This is a genomic window from Streptomyces sp. NPDC051677 (genome assembly GCF_044453465.1).
Taxonomy (GTDB): Bacteria; Actinomycetota; Actinomycetes; order Streptomycetales; family Streptomycetaceae; genus Streptomyces.
Window position 1 is genome coordinate 117316 of record NZ_JBITCT010000033.1, and the last position, 16226, is coordinate 133541.

19 protein-coding genes and 3 pseudogenes are annotated in these 16226 nt (G+C 72.4%); 12 read left to right on the top strand and 10 right to left on the bottom strand.

Going from position 1 to position 16226, the window contains the following annotated elements:
* Nucleotides 1-29: 29 nt before the first annotated feature.
* Nucleotides 30-683 (bottom strand): lysophospholipid acyltransferase family protein, encoded by a 654-nt coding sequence (locus ACIBAF_RS32360; protein WP_399467732.1) that lies wholly within the window; start codon nucleotides 681-683, stop codon nucleotides 30-32.
* A gap of 228 nt (nucleotides 684-911) precedes the next feature.
* Between ACIBAF_RS32360 and ACIBAF_RS32365 the strand changes: the two genes are divergently transcribed.
* Nucleotides 912-1088: a hypothetical protein gene (locus ACIBAF_RS32365; protein WP_399467733.1), complete on the top strand. Its 177-nt coding sequence runs from the start codon at nucleotides 912-914 to the stop codon at nucleotides 1086-1088.
* A gap of 112 nt (nucleotides 1089-1200) precedes the next feature.
* Entirely contained in the window at nucleotides 1201-2841 is a 1641-nt protein-coding gene (gene pgm, locus ACIBAF_RS32370) for a phosphoglucomutase (alpha-D-glucose-1,6-bisphosphate-dependent) (RefSeq protein ID WP_399467734.1), read from the top strand.
* Nucleotides 2842-2887: 46 nt separating this feature from the next.
* On the opposite strand, the pseudogene ACIBAF_RS32375 reads toward pgm, so the two are convergent.
* Nucleotides 2888-2995 (bottom strand): annotated as a pseudogene (locus ACIBAF_RS32375) (CGNR zinc finger domain-containing protein); the annotation flags it as partial.
* A 2-nt stretch (nucleotides 2996-2997) separates the two neighbouring features.
* Here ACIBAF_RS32375 and ACIBAF_RS32380 point away from each other — a divergent pair.
* From ACIBAF_RS32380 to ACIBAF_RS32400, 5 genes and pseudogenes are all read left to right on the top strand, one after another.
* Nucleotides 2998-3195, top strand: a pseudogene (locus ACIBAF_RS32380) (hypothetical protein); the annotation flags it as partial.
* Nucleotides 3192-3443: a hypothetical protein gene (locus ACIBAF_RS32385; RefSeq protein ID WP_399467735.1), complete on the top strand. Its 252-nt coding sequence runs from the start codon at nucleotides 3192-3194 to the stop codon at nucleotides 3441-3443. The pseudogene ACIBAF_RS32380 and the gene ACIBAF_RS32385, both read left to right, overlap by 4 nt.
* 253 nt (nucleotides 3444-3696) lie before the next feature.
* Nucleotides 3697-4545, top strand: a complete 849-nt coding sequence (locus tag ACIBAF_RS32390) for a PP2C family protein-serine/threonine phosphatase (protein ID WP_399467736.1) — start codon at nucleotides 3697-3699, stop codon at nucleotides 4543-4545.
* Nucleotides 4546-4595: 50 nt separating this feature from the next.
* A complete protein-coding gene (locus ACIBAF_RS32395; RefSeq protein ID WP_399467737.1) occupies nucleotides 4596-5585 on the top strand; it encodes an MASE1 domain-containing protein in 990 nt (329 codons plus the stop codon).
* A 441-nt stretch (nucleotides 5586-6026) separates the two neighbouring features.
* On the top strand, nucleotides 6027-6275 hold the full coding sequence (locus ACIBAF_RS32400) for a TetR/AcrR family transcriptional regulator C-terminal ligand-binding domain-containing protein (RefSeq protein ID WP_399467738.1): 249 nt from the start codon (nucleotides 6027-6029) through the stop codon (nucleotides 6273-6275).
* Here ACIBAF_RS32400 and ACIBAF_RS32405 read toward each other — a convergent pair.
* Nucleotides 6269-6841: a hypothetical protein gene (locus tag ACIBAF_RS32405; protein ID WP_399467739.1), complete on the bottom strand. Its 573-nt coding sequence runs from the start codon at nucleotides 6839-6841 to the stop codon at nucleotides 6269-6271. The genes ACIBAF_RS32400 and ACIBAF_RS32405 overlap by 7 nt on opposite strands.
* 212 nt (nucleotides 6842-7053) lie before the next feature.
* Between ACIBAF_RS32405 and ACIBAF_RS32410 the strand changes: the two genes are divergently transcribed.
* Both ACIBAF_RS32410 and ACIBAF_RS32415 read left to right on the top strand, forming a co-directional pair.
* Nucleotides 7054-7401 (top strand): SCO4225 family membrane protein, encoded by a 348-nt coding sequence (locus ACIBAF_RS32410; protein ID WP_399467740.1) that lies wholly within the window; start codon nucleotides 7054-7056, stop codon nucleotides 7399-7401.
* A 59-nt stretch (nucleotides 7402-7460) separates the two neighbouring features.
* Nucleotides 7461-7994: a kinase gene (locus ACIBAF_RS32415; RefSeq protein WP_399467757.1), complete on the top strand. Its 534-nt coding sequence runs from the start codon at nucleotides 7461-7463 to the stop codon at nucleotides 7992-7994.
* Between the two features lie 33 nt (nucleotides 7995-8027).
* Here the strand turns inward: ACIBAF_RS32415 and ACIBAF_RS32420 are convergent, their stop codons facing one another.
* From ACIBAF_RS32420 to ACIBAF_RS32435, 4 genes are all read right to left on the bottom strand, one after another.
* Nucleotides 8028-9008, bottom strand: a complete 981-nt coding sequence (locus ACIBAF_RS32420; RefSeq protein ID WP_399467741.1) for a phosphotransferase enzyme family protein — start codon at nucleotides 9006-9008, stop codon at nucleotides 8028-8030.
* 67 nt (nucleotides 9009-9075) lie between these two features.
* The gene (locus tag ACIBAF_RS32425) at nucleotides 9076-9882 is read right to left on the bottom strand and encodes an SAM-dependent methyltransferase (protein WP_399467742.1); all 807 of its coding nucleotides are present in this window, start codon (nucleotides 9880-9882) and stop codon (nucleotides 9076-9078) included.
* Between the two features lie 92 nt (nucleotides 9883-9974).
* The gene (locus ACIBAF_RS32430; RefSeq protein WP_399467758.1) at nucleotides 9975-10253 is read right to left on the bottom strand and encodes a DUF397 domain-containing protein; all 279 of its coding nucleotides are present in this window, start codon (nucleotides 10251-10253) and stop codon (nucleotides 9975-9977) included.
* Nucleotides 10254-10267: 14 nt separating this feature from the next.
* Nucleotides 10268-11143 carry a helix-turn-helix domain-containing protein gene (locus ACIBAF_RS32435; protein ID WP_399467743.1) on the bottom strand — a complete coding sequence of 292 codons (876 nt, stop codon included), beginning with the start codon at nucleotides 11141-11143 and terminating at the stop codon, nucleotides 10268-10270.
* Between the two features lie 315 nt (nucleotides 11144-11458).
* Here ACIBAF_RS32435 and ACIBAF_RS32440 point away from each other — a divergent pair, with 315 nt between their 5' ends.
* Nucleotides 11459-11899 carry an ATP-binding protein gene (locus ACIBAF_RS32440; protein ID WP_399467744.1) on the top strand — a complete coding sequence of 147 codons (441 nt, stop codon included), beginning with the start codon at nucleotides 11459-11461 and terminating at the stop codon, nucleotides 11897-11899.
* 186 nt (nucleotides 11900-12085) lie between these two features.
* Here ACIBAF_RS32440 and ACIBAF_RS32445 read toward each other — a convergent pair whose 3' ends face one another.
* On the bottom strand, nucleotides 12086-13345 hold the full coding sequence (locus tag ACIBAF_RS32445; protein ID WP_399467759.1) for a PP2C family protein-serine/threonine phosphatase: 1260 nt from the start codon (nucleotides 13343-13345) through the stop codon (nucleotides 12086-12088).
* Between the two features lie 433 nt (nucleotides 13346-13778).
* On the opposite strand from ACIBAF_RS32445, the gene bla reads away from it, so the two are divergent.
* Entirely contained in the window at nucleotides 13779-14708 is a 930-nt protein-coding gene (bla, locus tag ACIBAF_RS32450) for a class A beta-lactamase (protein ID WP_399467760.1), read from the top strand.
* Between the two features lie 74 nt (nucleotides 14709-14782).
* Here the strand turns inward: bla and ACIBAF_RS32455 are convergent, their stop codons facing one another.
* Together ACIBAF_RS32455 and ACIBAF_RS32460 are read right to left on the bottom strand one after the other, a co-directional pair.
* Complete coding sequence (locus ACIBAF_RS32455; protein ID WP_399467745.1) at nucleotides 14783-15325, bottom strand: hypothetical protein; 543 nt, start codon at nucleotides 15323-15325, stop codon at nucleotides 14783-14785.
* A 108-nt stretch (nucleotides 15326-15433) separates the two neighbouring features.
* Nucleotides 15434-15916, bottom strand: coding sequence for a MarR family winged helix-turn-helix transcriptional regulator (locus ACIBAF_RS32460; protein ID WP_399467746.1), 483 nt, complete (start codon nucleotides 15914-15916; stop codon nucleotides 15434-15436).
* Nucleotides 15917-16104: 188 nt separating this feature from the next.
* On the opposite strand from ACIBAF_RS32460, the pseudogene ACIBAF_RS32465 reads away from it, so the two are divergent.
* A pseudogene (locus ACIBAF_RS32465) lies at nucleotides 16105-16226 on the top strand (esterase); the annotation flags it as partial.

Sequence of the window (16226 nt, forward strand, 5' to 3'; positions counted from 1 at the left end):
TGCCACCGGCATGCGAAAGCCGACTGCGGCTACTTCGGATGTTCGCCCACGGCGCGGGCCGCCGTTCGCCAGGCCGTGGTGACCGCCAGCCGGGCGGCCGTCGTCCCGCTCTCCGTCTCCGCGGGCAGGCGCATCGGGGCCCCGAGGTGGACGTGGCAGTGCGGGCGTCGGACCGGGGCCGTCAGCGTGCCCGCCAGTTGTTTCGCGGCCGAGCCCGACGCGATCCGCCGGGCGCCCGCGTGGCCCACCGGCACGACCAGCGCGCCGGTCGCCTGTGCCAGGCGGGCGAGGCCGGTGCGGAACGGCTCCGGCGCGGTGGCGGCCGCGTCCCTGCGGCGCGGCAGCCCGCCCTCGCCGTAGAGGAGCACGTGCCGGCCGCCGGCCAGGGCCTCGGCGGCGGCGTCGAGGGCCAGCGCCGCGTGCGCCGTCCGGCGGTGGACCGGTATGTGCCCTTCGCGGGTCAGCGCCCTGCCGAGCAGCGGGATGCGCCACAGGCCCGCCGTCGCCATGACCACCGGCTCCAGCTCGTAGCGCCGCAGTGCGGTCATGACGACGGCCGGGTCGGCCATGGAGTCGTGGTTGGCCACGAAGATGGTCCCCGCGGGCAGACGCAGCTTGATCTCGCTGGTGACGGTGAGCCGCCCGAAGAACGGCGTCAGGGCGATGACGGCACGGCTGAACACGAAGGAGCCTCCGGGATGGGCGGTCGGGGCCCCAGTGTCGTGCGGCGGAGCCGACCCGCGCCTGAGTACGGCTACTCAGATCCCGGCCGGCGCCGGGCCGGACCCGCGGTGTTTGACGCCTGGTCGGGGGCATCCGCAGAACAAGCGACACCCAACGGACTTACACCGAACGGACTTACACCGAACGGACTTACACCGAACGGACCCACACCCCGAAGGGACGGACCCATGCTCGCCATCATCTCGGCGGTGCTGTTCTTCATCGCCTTCCTGATCAACGCGGCGGAGATCTCGACCAACGACACCTTCACCTCCACCAACCTCATGCTCCTCGGTCTGACGGCGCTCGCCCTCCACCTCGCGGGAATCGGCAGCGGCTGGTCGGTGCGCGGTCGCCGACGCTGAGCGCACCTGCGACAACCGCCCCGTACTCTCGTCCCGTACTCGCGGACAGCCGCTCCCACAAGGGAAGATGGAACCGCAAGGCAATGGTCAACCGATGTGGAGGAGCGGGCACATGCAGCACGAGCGAGCGGGCCGAACGGCCGGCCCCGAGGATCTCGTCGACGTCGCCCGGCTGGTCACCGCGTACTACGCGCTGCACCCCGACCCGGCCGACCCGGGACAGCGCGTGGCGTTCGGCACCTCGGGACACCGGGGATCGTCGCTGAACACCGCCTTCAACGAGGACCACATCGCCGCGACCAGCCAGGCCATCTGCGAGTACCGCGCCGCCCAGGGCACCGACGGCCCCCTCTTCCTCGGCGCCGACAGCCACGCCCTGTCCGAGCCCGCCCGGGTCACCGCCCTGGAGGTGTTCGCCGCCAACGGCGTGACGGTGCTCGTCGACAGCGCCGACGGCTACACGCCCACGCCCGCCGTCTCCCACGCGATCCTCACCCACAACCGGGGCCGCACCGCCGCCCTCGCCGACGGCGTGGTCGTCACCCCGTCGCACAACCCGCCCGCCGACGGCGGCTTCAAGTACAACCCGCCGAGCGGGGGACCGGCGGGGTCGGACGCCACGTCCTGGATCCAGGACCGGGCCAACGAGATCATCGCGGCCGGCCTGAAGGACGTCCGGCGTGTCCCCTACACCCAGGCCCTGGCCGCCCCCACGACCCACCGCTACGACTTCCTCGGCACGTATGTCGCGGACCTGCCGAACGTCCTCGACCTGGACGCGATCCGTGCCGCCGGCGTCCGGATCGGCGCCGACCCGCTGGGCGGGGCGTCGGTCGCCTACTGGGGCCGGATCGCCGAAGAGCACCGTCTCGACCTCACGGTGGTCAACCCGCTCACCGACCCCACCTGGCGTTTCATGACGCTCGACTGGGACGGCAAGATCCGCATGGACTGCTCGTCGCCGTACGCGATGGCCTCGCTCATCGAGCGGCGCGACCGGTTCGACATCACCACGGGCAACGACGCAGACGCCGACCGGCACGGCATCGTCACCCCGGACGCGGGCCTGATGAACCCCAACCACTACCTCGCCGCCGCCATCGCCTACCTCTACGCGCACCGCGAGCAGTGGCCGGCCGACGCGGGCATCGGCAAGACGCTGGTGTCGTCGTCGATGATCGACCGGGTCGCCGCCGACCTCGGGCGCCGGCTGGTCGAGGTGCCCGTCGGATTCAAGTGGTTCGTGGACGGTCTGGTCGACGGATCGCTCGGCTTCGGCGGCGAGGAGTCGGCCGGCGCGTCCTTCCTGCGCCGCGACGGCTCCGTCTGGACCACCGACAAGGACGGCATCATCCTGGCGCTGCTCGCCTCCGAGATCACGGCGGTCACCGGGAAGACGCCGTCCGAGCACTACGCGGGCCTGACGGACCGTTTCGGTGCGCCCGCCTACGCCCGCATCGACGCGCCGGCCACGCGCGAGGAGAAGGCGCTGCTCGGCAAGCTCTCGCCCGCGCAGGTCACCGCCGACACCCTGGCGGGGGAGGCGGTCACGGGGGTGCTCACCGAGGCCCCGGGCAATGGCGCGGCCGTCGGCGGCATCAAGGTGACCACCGCCAACGCCTGGTTCGCGGCCCGCCCGTCGGGCACCGAGGACGTCTACAAGATCTACGCCGAGTCCTTCCTCGGCCCCGACCACCTCCGCCGGGTCCAGGAGGAGGCCAAGGACGTGGTCGACGCGGCCCTGAGCGGCTGAGGCGAGGCCGGCCGAGCCGCAGCGCAGGGACTCGGGCGGCGGGCGGCGCGGTGCGTGCCCGGTGGCGGCGTACCGCGTCGCGGTCGGCGCAGCGCCGGGAGCAGTACCGCTGCCGTCCGGCACGGGAGGTGTCCGCGGAGATCGTGACGCACTCGCACGATCCGCGCCAACCTGGTGCGGGCCCTCGGCTGCAACGTCGTCACCGTCCCGCTGGCCATGGTCGGTCTGCTCAACCCGATGCTCGCCGCGGCTGCCATGTCGGCCGGCTCGGTGCTGGTCGTCGCCAACAGCCTGCGGCTGCGCGCCTGGCAGCCCTCGGCCTCGCCCGCGCCCGGGCGGAGGCAGACGCGATGACCGAACCCGGTCGCCCCCGGATCTCCCGCCGCCGACTCACCGACACCCTGCTCGCCGCGCTCACGCCCGTCGCCATGTGCGGCCTCGCCCTCGGTGGGCTGAGCACCTGGACCGCCTACGGCAACGCCGGCAGCCCGGCTCGTGTCAAGGTCACCGACGGCATGGTGTTCTTGCCCTCCGCCGGGTCCCGGAGACGGCCGCGTTCTTCCGGGTCACCAACAGTGGGGGCTCGCCGGGCCGGCTGCTGAGGGTGACCTCCGCCGGGGCCGCCGGCGCCGGCTCGGCCGCCTCAGTCGTCATCGCATGGTCGGCGCCGGTTCGGCGGTGACCGGACGCCTCACCGTGTTCTCTCGCGCCGGTCGTGAGCCGGTCGCCCGCGCGCGGCGGGACCGGTCGACCGCCCTCGCGCCTCGGGGCCGCTATCATCCTCTAAAGGTAAAATATGAGGTTTGCCCGTTTGGGCTGCCCTCCCGACGAGCTGCCGTCCCGCCGGAGTGATCCATGTCCCGCAAGCGCCCCACGGACGACGGCGACGAGCTGCTGGCCAGACTCGGTTCGCTGACCGCCCAGGCGCGCGAGCGCGCGGAGCTGCAACGCTCCCGCGTCGAGCTGGCCCTCGCCCTCCAGCGCGGCATGCTGCCCAGGGACCTGCCCGTGGCCCCCGGCTACCGCCTGGCAGTGAAGTACTCGCCCGCCTGCTACGGCCTCAACGTGGGCGGCGACTGGTACGACGCCTTCACCATGCCGGACGGACGCATCGGCCTGTCCATCGGCGACGTCCAGGGCCACAACATAGAGGCGACCGCGTTCATGGGCCAGGTCCGGGTCGGCCTGCGTGCCCTCGCCTCCGTCACCAGCGAGCCCGGCGAACTCCTCGCCCGGACCAACGACCTGCTCCTCTCCCTGGGCGGCGACCTCTTCGCCACCTGCACCTTCATGCGGCTCGACCCCGCCACCGGGGTCCTGGAGAGCGCCCGGGCCGGGCACATTCCGTGCGTGTGGGCCACGGCGGACGGCAAGTCGGGCGTCGCCGAGGACGAGTGCGGGCCGCCCCTGGGCGTCCAGGAGGGCATGGACTACCCCGTCACCCGGTACCGGCTCACCAAGGGCGGAGTGTTCGTCCTGCTCACGGACGGTGTGGTGGAGGGGCCGACGCTGAGCGTCGAGGAGGGCCTCGACCAGGTCGTACGGCTCGCGGGCGTCGCCGCCGTCGCGGGCATGGCGGCGGGCTCCCTCGCGGCCGCGGTGATCAAGGGCGCCGACCGCGTGGGGCACGAGGACGACGCCGCCGTGCTGGTCGTCGGACACGACGGGCTGGTGGGTCCGCAGGTCCCCCGGGTTCAGCCATAGGGCCGGACCCGGCACCGCTCGCCTCGCCGACCGCGCCGCACCGGTGTCTGATGGCTGCTGTGGTGGGTACCCCGGATCTGCGCCGATCAGCTGTCTTCGCCATCGAGACGCTGGCTGTCGCCCTCAGCTACTACGCGGCGGGGCGGCTGGGGCTCATGCGGGAGCTCGTCGTCGAGGGCGCCGTCTTCACCCCCATCTGGCCGCCCACGGGCGTCGCCGTGGCCTGTCTGCTGATCTTCGGGCTCCGCTCCTGGGTGGGCATCGCCCTGGGCGCCCTGCTCGTCATCGTGTCCCTGACCTCGCTGCACCCCGCGGTGATCGGCAACCTCGTGGGCAACACCGCCGCCCCCGTCTGCGCGTACCTCATGCTCCGCAAGGTGGGCTTCCGCAACGACCTCGCCCGGTTACGCGACGGCCTCGCACTGGTGTTCCTGGGTGCCCTCGCCGCCATGCTGCTCAGCTCGACCGTGGGCGTCGGTCTGCTGGTCCTCACCGACCGGCTCGACGCGCACAGTTTCTGGGCCGTCTGGTCGGCCTGGTGGGTCGGCGACGCGATGGGCGTGCTCATCGTCACCCCGGTGCTGCTCGTGCTGCACATGGTCCACAGGCCCCTGCGCCTGTCCCGTTGGAAGGAAGCCTCGGGTCTGGCGCTGATCGCCTGCGTCCTCGTCCCGCTGGCCACGCAGAGCCCCGTCAGTCTGCTGTTCCTCGTCTACCCGCTGCTGATCTGGGCGGCCCTGCGCTTCCAGCTCGCCGGCAGCATGCTGTGCGCTCTCTTCACGTCGGTCATGGCCACGTTCGCCGCGACGGACCAGGCCGGCCCCTTCGAACGGCTGTCGAGAGTCGAAGTGATGATCAAGCTCCAGGCCTTCAACGGGACGATGGCCCTCACCGCCCTCCTGCTCTCCGCGGTGATCGCCGAGCAGCGCAACACCAGGCGCTCCGTGGAGCGCGCCTGCCAGGAACTGGTCGAGGTCCTGGAACACCTCACCGCGGGAGACGCCCCGCCCGGGCGGCCCGCGAAGGACACGGAGGACTGAGCGGCGGCGCGCCCGCCTCCCCGCAGAACCCGTCGACCTCACACGGGTGTGCGCTAGTTGAACTGACCCGTGATCTCGGTGGTGGAGGCAGCCAAGAGGCCACTGAGGCGGGGCGCCTGGGTCGCTGCCGGGCTGCTGCTCTTCCCCGGATGCGAGGACTCCCGCGACAGGCCGCCCCTGCCTCCGACCGGACCGTCCGCCAAGGCCGCCTGTCTCACGCCGACGGCCGCCACGACCGCATCGCCGCCCCGTCCCGCGACGGCACCGGTTCCGCGTACGAAGCGACCGTCGTACGGGCGCGCCGGCCGACCGGGCGGCCGAGCACCAGGCGTACGTGCGCGCCGCCGTCGCGGCTTCGACGGCGACGGATGGACTGACCTCGTCGTCGTCGCCGGGAAACGACAGGCGGGCGACGATCCGATCACGTCGAAGGTCTCCGATGTGGCGTCACGCAACCAGGGGCCGGGCCACGACTGGATGCGGACGGTGCTGGAACGGGCGGCCCGGCGCGGCGAGATCGACGCCGTCGGGTCCCTGCCCGACCGGCTGGTCACCTTGCCGGTGGTGCTGGTCGTCCACGATCTCTTCATGGCCCGCCGCACGCCCGCGGACGACGAACTGCAAGAGATCGTGGACCGGTTGTTCCTCCCGCTGATCGGCCATGGGAGCAATCGCCCGACCGGTCAGTGACCGCCCGAGGGGCGGTCGCAGCCGGTGTGGTCGGGGTAGCCGTCGAAGGCGTCCGCCTCGGTGGCCGCGCGGTTCATGGCGCCTTCCAGACACATCGGCTGGCCGTCGATGAGGAAGCTCACCCCGGTGGGGCCGTTCTGGTACGCCTGCACGCTCCCGGCGGCGTAGCCGAGGCCGGTCAGTGCGCCGCGGGTGCTGTCCGGGGCGAAATCGCCGCGCTCCCGCAGCGGTTCGAGGGCGGCCTCGATCCGCCGCGCCGCCGCGAGCCCGTCGCAGCGCTGCTGACCGTGCAGGGGGATGGGGACCATGAAGCCGTGGTTCTCGGCGTAGTGGTCGCCGGGCTCCGCGGCCGGGGCGGAGGGCTCCGCCGACGCCGTCGGGCTGGGGCTCTCGCCGGGACACGGGAAGTCCACCGGCGCGCCCGGCGTCCGGGCCGTGGCCCGCGCGGACGCGTCGGCGCCGGCGTCGTCCCCGGCCCGATCGGTTCCGCACCCCGCGGCGACCAGCGCCAGTACGGCCAACAGCGGCATACCGAGCCGGACTTGGGTCCGTCTGCTCTTCGTCATGCACTGATCATCGCGCCCGTCGCGGCGGCCGGGCATGAGTATCCCTACTCATGGGGACGAACGGCCAGGTGCACCCGGCGCGCGGCTCAGACCCGGATGAGTAGCGGTACTCATGCCCGGCCGCCGGACCCCGGGAGAACGTGGAGCAGTCGCCTCCACGCCGTTCGACGACGGGGGAGGGACGCCACCCGCCCCGACCGACGGAGGACACCGTGAACCTCGCTCGACGCCTGCGCCCGCTCTACGCCCCGGCGACGGACAACTGGCTCTCCCGCGCCTACCTGGCCCTCGTCGGCGCGGCCGTCGCGTTCGTGGTGTTCGACACCGTGTTCGTCTCGCACCCGGACGCCTCCATGGCCGGCGTGGTCCCCTGGCTGCTGACCGCCCCGCTGAGCCTGCTGCTCACCCTCCTGCCCGACGCCGTCCTCGACGGCGCCGGATCGTTCCTGGTCCTCTACGTCGTCGGGATCGCGGTGTCCGCCTTCGTCAACGCGGCCGTCCTCGGCGCCTGCCTGCACCGGCTCCGCCCTACGCCCCCGCGCACCGCGCACAACGCCTGAGACCGGCCGCGGCGGACGCCCTCGATGCTGTCGGCGGCGCCGGTAGTGTGACCGCCGTGATGGTGGGCGCCGAAGAAACCCGGCTCGTCATACTGCGCGGCAACAGCGCCTCGGGCAAGTCGTCGGTGGCGGCCGGTCTGCGCGACAGATTCGGTCGCGGTCTGGCCCTGGTCGAGCAGGACAACCTCCGCCGGGTCGTGCTGCGCGAGCGCGACCGCCCCGGCGGGGCGAACATCGGGCTGATCGACGCCGTCGCCCGCTACGCGCTGGACGCCGGGTACCACGTCGTCCTCGAAGGCCTCCTGTACGCCGACCGTTACGGCGACATGCTCGCGCGGCTGCGTGAGGACCACCGCGGCCCGACCCACGGCTACTACCTCGACGTGCCGTTCGCCGAGACCTTGCTGCGTCACGCCGGCAAGCCGATCGCCCACGAGGTCGGCGAGGCGGACCTGCGCGCCTGGTACCGGGGCCTCGACCTGCTGCCGGGCGCCGTCGAGACCGTCATCGGCGCCGACAGCACCCTCACGCAGACCGTCGACCGCATCATGCGCGACACGGGCCTGGGCCGCCTTCCCGCCCGGGAGCACTGACGCCCGCCGCCGGAGGACGGCCGGCGGTCGTCGTCACTCCTCGGCCTCGAGCACCTCCGCCAACCGCGAGACGGCCCTCAGGTCCGGCAGGGCGTCGAGCGAAGCGACGACCTGGTCGCCCGCGAACGCGCGCTGTGCCGCCGTCACGGCCGGATCGACGGACTGCTCGGCCTGGACGCGGACGTAGTTCAGGGCCGTCGCGAAGAGCATCGAGAACGAGTCCAGCCCCTTGACGACCGGTCCCCCTCCGGCATCCCGGTACGCCCGCATCAGCCGCCGGGCGCAATCGGCGTCGAACCGGTTCTGGCCCGACCACACGTACACGGCCTGGGCGAGCTCTCGCCCCGCCGAGGTCGCCCCGGCGTTGTCCCAGTCGAGGAGAACGGGTCCGGACCGGCCGACCAGCACGTTCTGGGGCTGCACATCGAGATGCGACGTCACCAGGTCGGCGCTGCCGGACGGAGTGACATGGGGCGCGAGTTCCACGGCCGACGTGGCGATGAACCGGCCCAGCGAGTCCGCCCACGGCATGCCGGCTCGCCGGACCTCCTCGTGGAGTCTCGCCCAGTCGGCCTCCCCGGGACACTGCTCGTACCAGGAATCGGGCGCGTCCTCCGGGTCCGCTCCGGCCGTGTGCAGCAGGGCCAGGGTGCGGCCGCACCAGTCGAGGATCTCCGGATCGGACGCGTCCGCCCGCGTCCCGTCGACCCAGTCGTACAGCTTCACGGCGGACCCCTCGGGTGAGGGGCCGAGCCGTGAGACGTAGGCGCCGTCGCGGTTCGGCAGCAGCCGCGGCGAGGCGATTCCCCGCTGCTCCGAGGCGTTGCGCAGCGCCGCCTCCCGGAGCACCTGCCCTTCGTCACAGCCGAAGAGAAGCTCCTTCACCGCCCAGGACGAGCCGTTCCCGGACAGTTTCCAGATCTGCCCCAGTGCGCCACGGGTGACCGGTTCGACGGTCCACGGCCCGCCGCCGAGCGCATAGGTGTCCGCGATGACGTCGGCCATGTTCTGCATGTAGGTACCTTTCCGGCTGCCGGTCACGTCAGGGAAGGCCTCCTCGGGCTTCAGCCCGAGGAGCAAGTCAAGGCTTGATGCCGACCCCCGTCCAGAGGCTGACCTCGGCGTCCGTGGCCTCGACGGGGCCGTCCGGGCGCCAGCGGTGGCCGACTGTGACGCCGGGGTCGAGGAGGTCCAGGCCGTCGAAGAAGCGGGCGACGTCGTTCTGCGAGCGGAACTGCACCGGCGTGCCCGCGCCCGTGTAGATGTCCGTGACCTTCTGCCAGGTGCCCGGGTCGAAGTCGGGCGTGCAGTGGCTCAGGGCCAGCGCGCTGCCCGAGGGGAGCGCGGCCAGCAGCCTGCCGACGAGACCGTACGGGTCCTGGGCGTCGGTGACGAAGTGCATGAGGGCGTTCAGCGACAGGGCCACCGGTCGCTCCAGGTCCAGCACCTCGGCGAGCGCGGGCGCGTTCAGCAGCGCGTCCGGGTCGTTGACGTCCGCCTCCAGATAGGTCGTGCGGCCCTCGGGGGTGCTGCGCATCAGGCGTTCCGCGTACTTCAGGACGAGCGGGTCGTTGTCGGCGTAGACCACGCGCGCCTCGGGGACCACGGACTGGGCGACCTGGTGCAGGTTCGGCTCGGTGGGAATGCCGGTGCCGATGTCCAGCCACTGGCGTATGCCGTGCTCCCGGGCGAGGACCCGGGTGGCCCGGTGCATGAAGGCGCGGTTCTCGCGGGCGCACGTGAAGATGCCCGGGTAGGCCGCCGCGACGGTCTCGGCCGCCTGCGTGTCGACCTCGAAGTGGTCCTTGCCGCCGAGGTAGTAGTCGTACATCCGCGCGGAGTGCGGCCTGCTGGTGTCGATGTCCCGCGCGGCGTTCGAGGTGGTCATCCTGTGCCTTTCGGTGGGTATGTGGGGGGTGTGGGGCAGGCCGGGGCCGGAGGTGGCCGGTTCCCGCCCGTCCGTGCTGGGCGCGCCCGGTGTCAGCCGGCGGCGAGGTGGTCGGCGAGGCCCCGTTTGACGCCCGCGACGAACGCGGCGATCTCCTCGGGGGTGTAGATCAGCGCCGGACCGGCGGGGTCGGTCGACTGCCGCATCGCCACGCGGCCGTCGGCGAGCTGCTTCGTCTGCACGCACTGGCCGCCGTTGGGGCCGCTCCACGGGGACTCCCAGCCCTGCTCGCCCAGGTCGGCGGCGGGCATCCCGTTGTAGACGTGGTGACCGTGGTGAACGTGCGGAACGCGGTGGACGCGGCCGTCCATGCCGTCGGTGCCGGTCATGAGTACTCCTTGCGCATCCGGTTCAGGAGTGACCTGCTGTCCGTGTTCGAGGTCAGCAGGGACATGCGGTTGTGGGCCTCCAGATGCGCCACGACGTCGGAGCGCTGGTCCAGGTACACGGCCCCGGAGAGGATCTCGGTGTAGACGATGTCGGGCAGCTCCGGTTCCTCGAACCGGAAGTACGTGAACGGGGCGCACGCGCCCACGTGGGCGCCGGCGGTGAACGGCACGACGTCGACGCTCACGTGCTGCAGTTCCGAGACCTCCAGCAGCCGGTCGATCTGCTCCCGCATCACCTCGGGACCGCCCACCACCCGGTGCAGCACGGCCTCCTCCATCACCACCCACAGTGTGGGGGCGTCGGCTCTGTCCAGCAGGCTCTGGCGGCGCAGCCGCAGGTCCACGCGCCGCCGCAGGTCCTCGTCGCGGTCGTTGGGGAAACCCCCGCCGAGGACTCCGCGCGCATACCGGGGCGTCTGCAGCAGCCCTGTGACGTAGTGGGGTTCGTAGGTGCGCAGGGTCCTGGCCGCGGTCTCCAGGCTGACGTAGGCGCTGAACCAGTTCGGCAGCACATCGCGGTACGAGTGCCACCAGCCGGGCTCGTTGGCCCGCTCGGCGAGGGCGACGAACTCCTCGATCTCCTGCCGACCGGCCCCGTAGAGCGCCAGCAGGATCTCCACGTAAAGCGGCTTGAGGCCGACCTCCGCCTTCTCCAGACGGCGGATGGTCAGGGGCTTCACCCGCAGGGCCTTGGCCGAGTCCTCCAGCGACACCCCCGCGTTCTGCCGCCGCTCCTGCAGCCGCCGGCCGAGGATCATGCGCAGCACGGTGGGCGCGCTGGTGCTGCCCGTGCCCGAACGGCCTTCGCTCACGCCCTACCTCCTGAAGGACTGTCACCGCGACGAGTCTGACAGCGGCTTGATGACGCGGCCAGACGGATATCGGCTTGTTGAAATTATCAGGCAGTTGGTTGCAGCTTGAACTTGGGTGCGAGCATAGTTACTTCTGTGAACCGCGCCGCCGAAACACGAGCGTTCCCCCGTCAAGCTCCCGCAACCTCGCCGGAGTTGGACCCGCCGGACGTTGACGGCGCTGTGTGGCCCGTGCGGAACACCCCCTCCTCGTGGGCCCCTTACTCACCTTCCCCGGCCTCTGGCTGCTCCCGCCCCCCACGGAAGGCGATCGCCGTGTCCCCCCACACGACTTCCTCTCCCCAGCCCTTGGACACCTGGAGCCCCGACCGGACCCACTGGCTCGAACTCCCGGCCCACCGCTCCAGCGTCTCGCTGGCCCGCCGCTCCATGAACGAACGGCTGGCCGCCTGGCGGCTGCCGGGCGAGCTGTGCGCGGACGCCGTCCTGCTCGTGTCCGAGCTGGCCACCAACGCCGTACGGCACACGCTCGGCAGCCGGTTCCTGTGCGGCGTCGGGCTCGTCACGGACGGGTGCCTGCGCCTGGAGGTGCATGATCAGGACCGTACGGGGCGCGGCCTGCCCCGCTGCGAGCCCGGGCCGGACGACGAGGGCGGCCGCGGACTGCTCCTCGTGGAGCAGCTCGCCGAGGCCTGGGGAGTCGACCGGTCCAGACTCACCGGCGGCAACGCGGTGTGGGCGACCCTGACGGCCTGAGCGGGCCGCCCGGAGACGGTGCAGGACCGCTTCGCCGGCCGAACTACGGCCTGTCCGGCGGATCATGCCGCAGACGCGGGGGAATGGCACGCCCTCCTCCGCCTTGCAGGTGGACGCACTTTTCCCCGCTCACCTGCGCCGATCGGGCGCCGCTGCTTTTCTGCGACGTGATCCGCCGGACAGTCCCTACGCGCCGGCAGGCGTCAGTTCGGCCAGCAGCAGGGTGCGGTCGTCCGCGCCGGCCGTGCCGGAAGGAGCGTGCAGGAGCCGACGACACAGGGCCGGCAGCGCGTCGGCGGCGTCGCCGTGCACGGGCTCGGCGGCGGCAGCCGCGTCCACGGTGCGCGCGAGGCGGGTGATCTCCTGGTCGATGTCGGCGTCGCGGGACTCCACCAGACCGTCGCTGTAGAGCACGAGCAGCGCCGGATCCGGCACGGACAGCACGGTCTCCTGGTAGCTGCCCGTGCCCAGCCCGAGGGGCAGACCCGCCCCGGTCAGCGCGACCGGGGCCGTCCGGCCGTCCGGGCCGCGCAGCAGCGGCGGCGGGTGGCCCGCGCCCACCAGGGTGCAGGTGCGCCGCCGGGCGTCCCACTCGGCGTAGATGCAGGTCGCGAAGGAGACGCCGGGGGAGTCCCCGGCGAGCGTGTCGAGCCGCCCTATGAGGTCGGCCGCGGAGATGTCGAGCCCGGCCAGGGTACGGACCGCGGTGCGCAGTTGGATCATCGCCACGGCGGACTCCGGACCGTGTCCCATCGCGTCCCCGACGATCAGGCTGACCCGGTCGCCCGGCCGTTTCAGCACGTCGAACCAGTCGCCGCCGACGAGGTTGCCCTGCCCGGCGGGCAGCCAGCCGTGCGCGGTGCGGCACCCCCCGAACTCCTGGGCCGTGCCGGGCGGCAGACTGTTGCGGATGGCCAGCGCGGTGCGCCGCTCACGCTCGTACCGACGGGCGTTGTCCAGGGCCACGGAGGCCCGCGCGCCCAGCGCTTCCACGGCCGCCACGTCCGCCGGCGCGAACGGCGCCCGGCCCGCCCTGCGCGTGCAGGTGAGGAAGCCGATCGCCACGTCCCGCAGCCGCAGCGGGACGATGAGGAAGGACGCCACGCTCAGGAGGTCGTCCAGGCGTGCGTCGCCGTCTCCGGAGGCGGTGAGCCGCTCCGAGGTGTGCGGGTCCACCGCGTCGAGGACCTGCGCCCGCCCGGCTGCGAGCGCACGGGCGTGGGGCGTCTCCCGGGGGAAGGCGATCACCTCGCCGACCGGCAGCACGCCCTCCCAGTCCTCGAGCGCGCCCGGCCCGACGCGCAGCGCCGTCCGGCGCGCCTCGATCCATGGCGTGTCCGCGCCGACATGCGCGTTCTCCTCGACGCGCCACCGTTCCAGCAGGTACACGGAGGCCGCTTCGCAGAACCCGGGCGTGAGCGCGTGCACGACATGGCTGCCGGTCATACCCAGATCGAGTTCCGAGCCGATGACATCGGCCGCGGGGGAGAACGCCGACCGACGGGGCGAGGACAGGGCGGCGGACACGTCGTCGGTGCGGCTGTGCGGTTCGTTCCGCAGGGTCGTGCCTTTCCAGAGGGGGATCCGGCCGCGCGGCGGGGGACAAGGGATCACCGCGCGCCGTCGGCAACTATATGATGGCGCGTCAAGTCACCGGATGGTGAGGAGACTTGCGCGTGCCGATCGCCCGATAACTCCTGATGCGGATGTGGCCGGAGTGAACTCGGGGTGAAACCGGTCCTCCTGGCGTGGCGTCCTGGGTAGGTGAAGCAAAGATCACGACCGCAGGACCGAAGGGACGGATCGAATGGATCGCACGAACCGGACGGATCGCACGAACCGGATGGACGGGATGGGTCAGATGGACCGGGTGCGGCGGATGGACAGCGCCGCCCGGGCAGGCACGGGGTCCCGCCCGGGCCGCCGCGCGGTACTGGGCATCGGCGCCGGAGCGGCGCTGGCGGCCGCGCTGCCGGGCGCCGCGCATGCCTCGACCGGCGGCGAGGCAGGCATCTCGGGGCGGTTGAGCGACCTGGAGCAGGAGTACTCCGCACGGCTGGGGATCCTCGCCCACGACACCGGCACAGGGCGGACCGTGGCCTACCGCGCCGACGAGCACTTCCCCATCTGCTCGGTCTTCAAGACGCTCGCCGTCTCGGCGGTCTTACGGGACCTCGACCGGGACGGTGAGTATCTCGCCCGCCGCATCCACTACACCGAGAAGTACGTGACGGCCTCGGGGTACGCGCCGGTCACGGGCACGGAAGAGAACGTCGCGGCCGGCATGACCGTCGAGGAGCTGTGCGCGGCAGCCGTCTCCCAGAGCGACAACGGCGCGGCGAACCTCCTGATGCGGGAGCTGGGCGGACCCACCGCGATCACCCGGTTCGCCCGCTCGGTCGGGGACGCCACGACCCGCCTCGACCGGTGGGAGCCCGAGCTGAACACGGCGGAACCGTGGCGGACCACCGACATCACCAGCCCCCGGGAGATCGGGCGCACGTACGCGCGACTCGTGCTCGGCCGGGCTCTGCCGGCGCAAGACCGCAAACGGCTGACCGGCTGGCTGATCGCCAACACCACCAACATCGAGCGCTTCCGCGCCGGACTGCCCGAGGGCTGGCTACTCGCCGACAAGACCGGGGGCGGTTCGGCGTACGGGGTCGCCAACGACGTGGGCGTCGTCTGGCCGCCGGGACGGCCGCCCCTGGTGCTGGCCGTCCTGTCGACCAAATACGCTCCCGAAGGGCCCACGGACAACCCGCTGGTGTCCAGGGCCGCCGCCCTGGTGGCGGACGAGCTGACCTGACGCCCAGCCGGCCCGCTCGCCCCTCGCACCCGACCCACCCTGTTCTCCCTGCACAGGGGTTGTCCTGACCCGGCTCATCTACCTCTGAAGGAGTGAGCGCGATGACCGGGACCCGGTAGCGCGAGGCGGGCGAGGTGTTCGGCCCGCGGATGACCCCGTTCGCCGACATGCTGAGCGTCGGACTCGGCACCGCGGTGGCCTGTCTGCCGCTGCTGACCGCACCGGCCGCACTGTCGACGGCGTGCGCGGTGCTGCGGGGCGCCCTGCGACGGCGGATATGCGTCGGGGACCTGACGGCGGGGGCGGTCGCCCTCGCGGGCGCGCTGTTGTTCGTCGCCGACCTGGCACTCGCCGGGGCGGGCCTGCCGGGCGCGCCGCTCTTCGCCGCCTCGGCCGCCGCGATCGGGGCGGTGGCCGGCGTGGTGGCCCTGCGGGCCTGCGCCCGCCCCGAGTCGCTCACCGACGGGCCGGCCGCCCTGCGCGAGGCCGCCCGTGACGCCGTAAAGGACCCGGGCGGCAGTGCTCTGGTGCTGCTCGCCGTGGCGACGGCGGCGCTGCGGCTGGATGCTGGTGCCGCTCGCGTTCCTGGCCCCGGGGCCGCTGGCACTGGCGCTCACCGCGGTCGACGTACGGCGGACGGCACGCATCGCGGCCCCGCCCGCTGTCAGGCTCTGGACGGGCCTTGGGCAGGGGGCTTTGGACGGGCCGGTCGGCGGGGTTGGGCCTCAGGCGGCGGTGACGTTCGCCGTGACCAGGCGGAGGAGCTGCTTGGTCAGGGCGTCCTGCTCGGGGGTGAGGCCCATGGCGTCGCCGATCGCGAGGGAGACCGTGCCGGCCCGCTCGCGGAGCTGTGCGCTGGCGTCGGTGAGACGCAGGGCCACGGAGCGCTCGTCGTCCGGGCGGCGTTCGCGGCGCAGCAGGCCGTTCGCCTCCAGGCGCTTGAGCAGCGGGGAGAGAGTGCTGGACTCCAGCTGGAGCGCGCTGCCCAGTTCGCGTACGGAGATCGAGTCCTGGTCCCACAGCACGAGCATGACGAGGTACTGCGGGTAGGTCAGGCCCAGCTCGTCCAGCAGGGGCCGGTAGCGGGCGGTCACGGCGCGGGAGGCGGCGTACAGGGCGAAGCAGAGCTGGTCGTCCAGGAGCAGCGACCCGTCGGTCGGTCCGGCGGCTCGGTCCACGGCATGGCTCCTGGTTCCTGCGCTGGTCATGGGAGACCACCACCCTATCGTTCGAGTCCTCTCGATTCTATCGTGCACCAATCAATAGAGCCCTAAGGAATCATGAGCCAATTAGTTGTACACGACTTAATCGTGGACTACCGTTCTCGGTGTGCCGCCGTTCCCGACGAGGACTACCGTCGAGAGCGTGTCCGCGGCACCGAACCGAGGAGCTCGCCATGACCGACACCGCCCCCATCAGTCCCGTCCTCGAACCCGCTGCCCAGTCCTTCGTCGAGGCGACCGCGAACCCGCCGTACCTGTTCGACCTGTCCCCGGCGGAGGGGCGCAAGGCGGTCGA

What these genes read in the sequence shown, in the direction of transcription:
- ACIBAF_RS32365 (WP_399467733.1), top strand. Translation starts at nt 912, where the DNA reads ATGCTCGCCATCATCTCGGCGGTGCTGTTCTTCATCGCCTTCCTGATC.
- pgm (WP_399467734.1), top strand. Translation starts at nt 1,201, where the DNA reads ATGCAGCACGAGCGAGCGGGCCGAACGGCCGGCCCCGAGGATCTCGTC.
- ACIBAF_RS32385 (WP_399467735.1), top strand. Translation starts at nt 3,192, where the DNA reads ATGACCGAACCCGGTCGCCCCCGGATCTCCCGCCGCCGACTCACCGAC.
- ACIBAF_RS32390 (WP_399467736.1), top strand. Translation starts at nt 3,697, where the DNA reads ATGTCCCGCAAGCGCCCCACGGACGACGGCGACGAGCTGCTGGCCAGA.
- ACIBAF_RS32395 (WP_399467737.1), top strand. Translation starts at nt 4,596, where the DNA reads ATGGCTGCTGTGGTGGGTACCCCGGATCTGCGCCGATCAGCTGTCTTC.
- ACIBAF_RS32405 (WP_399467739.1), bottom strand. Translation starts at nt 6,841, where the DNA reads ATGACGAAGAGCAGACGGACCCAAGTCCGGCTCGGTATGCCGCTGTTG.
- ACIBAF_RS32415 (WP_399467757.1), top strand. Translation starts at nt 7,461, where the DNA reads ATGGTGGGCGCCGAAGAAACCCGGCTCGTCATACTGCGCGGCAACAGC.
- ACIBAF_RS32420 (WP_399467741.1), bottom strand. Translation starts at nt 9,008, where the DNA reads ATGCAGAACATGGCCGACGTCATCGCGGACACCTATGCGCTCGGCGGC.
- ACIBAF_RS32425 (WP_399467742.1), bottom strand. Translation starts at nt 9,882, where the DNA reads ATGACCACCTCGAACGCCGCGCGGGACATCGACACCAGCAGGCCGCAC.
- ACIBAF_RS32430 (WP_399467758.1), bottom strand. Translation starts at nt 10,253, where the DNA reads ATGGACGGCCGCGTCCACCGCGTTCCGCACGTTCACCACGGTCACCAC.
- ACIBAF_RS32445 (WP_399467759.1), bottom strand. Translation starts at nt 13,345, where the DNA reads ATGACCGGCAGCCATGTCGTGCACGCGCTCACGCCCGGGTTCTGCGAA.
- bla (WP_399467760.1), top strand. Translation starts at nt 13,779, where the DNA reads ATGGACAGCGCCGCCCGGGCAGGCACGGGGTCCCGCCCGGGCCGCCGC.
- ACIBAF_RS32460 (WP_399467746.1), bottom strand. Translation starts at nt 15,916, where the DNA reads ATGACCAGCGCAGGAACCAGGAGCCATGCCGTGGACCGAGCCGCCGGA.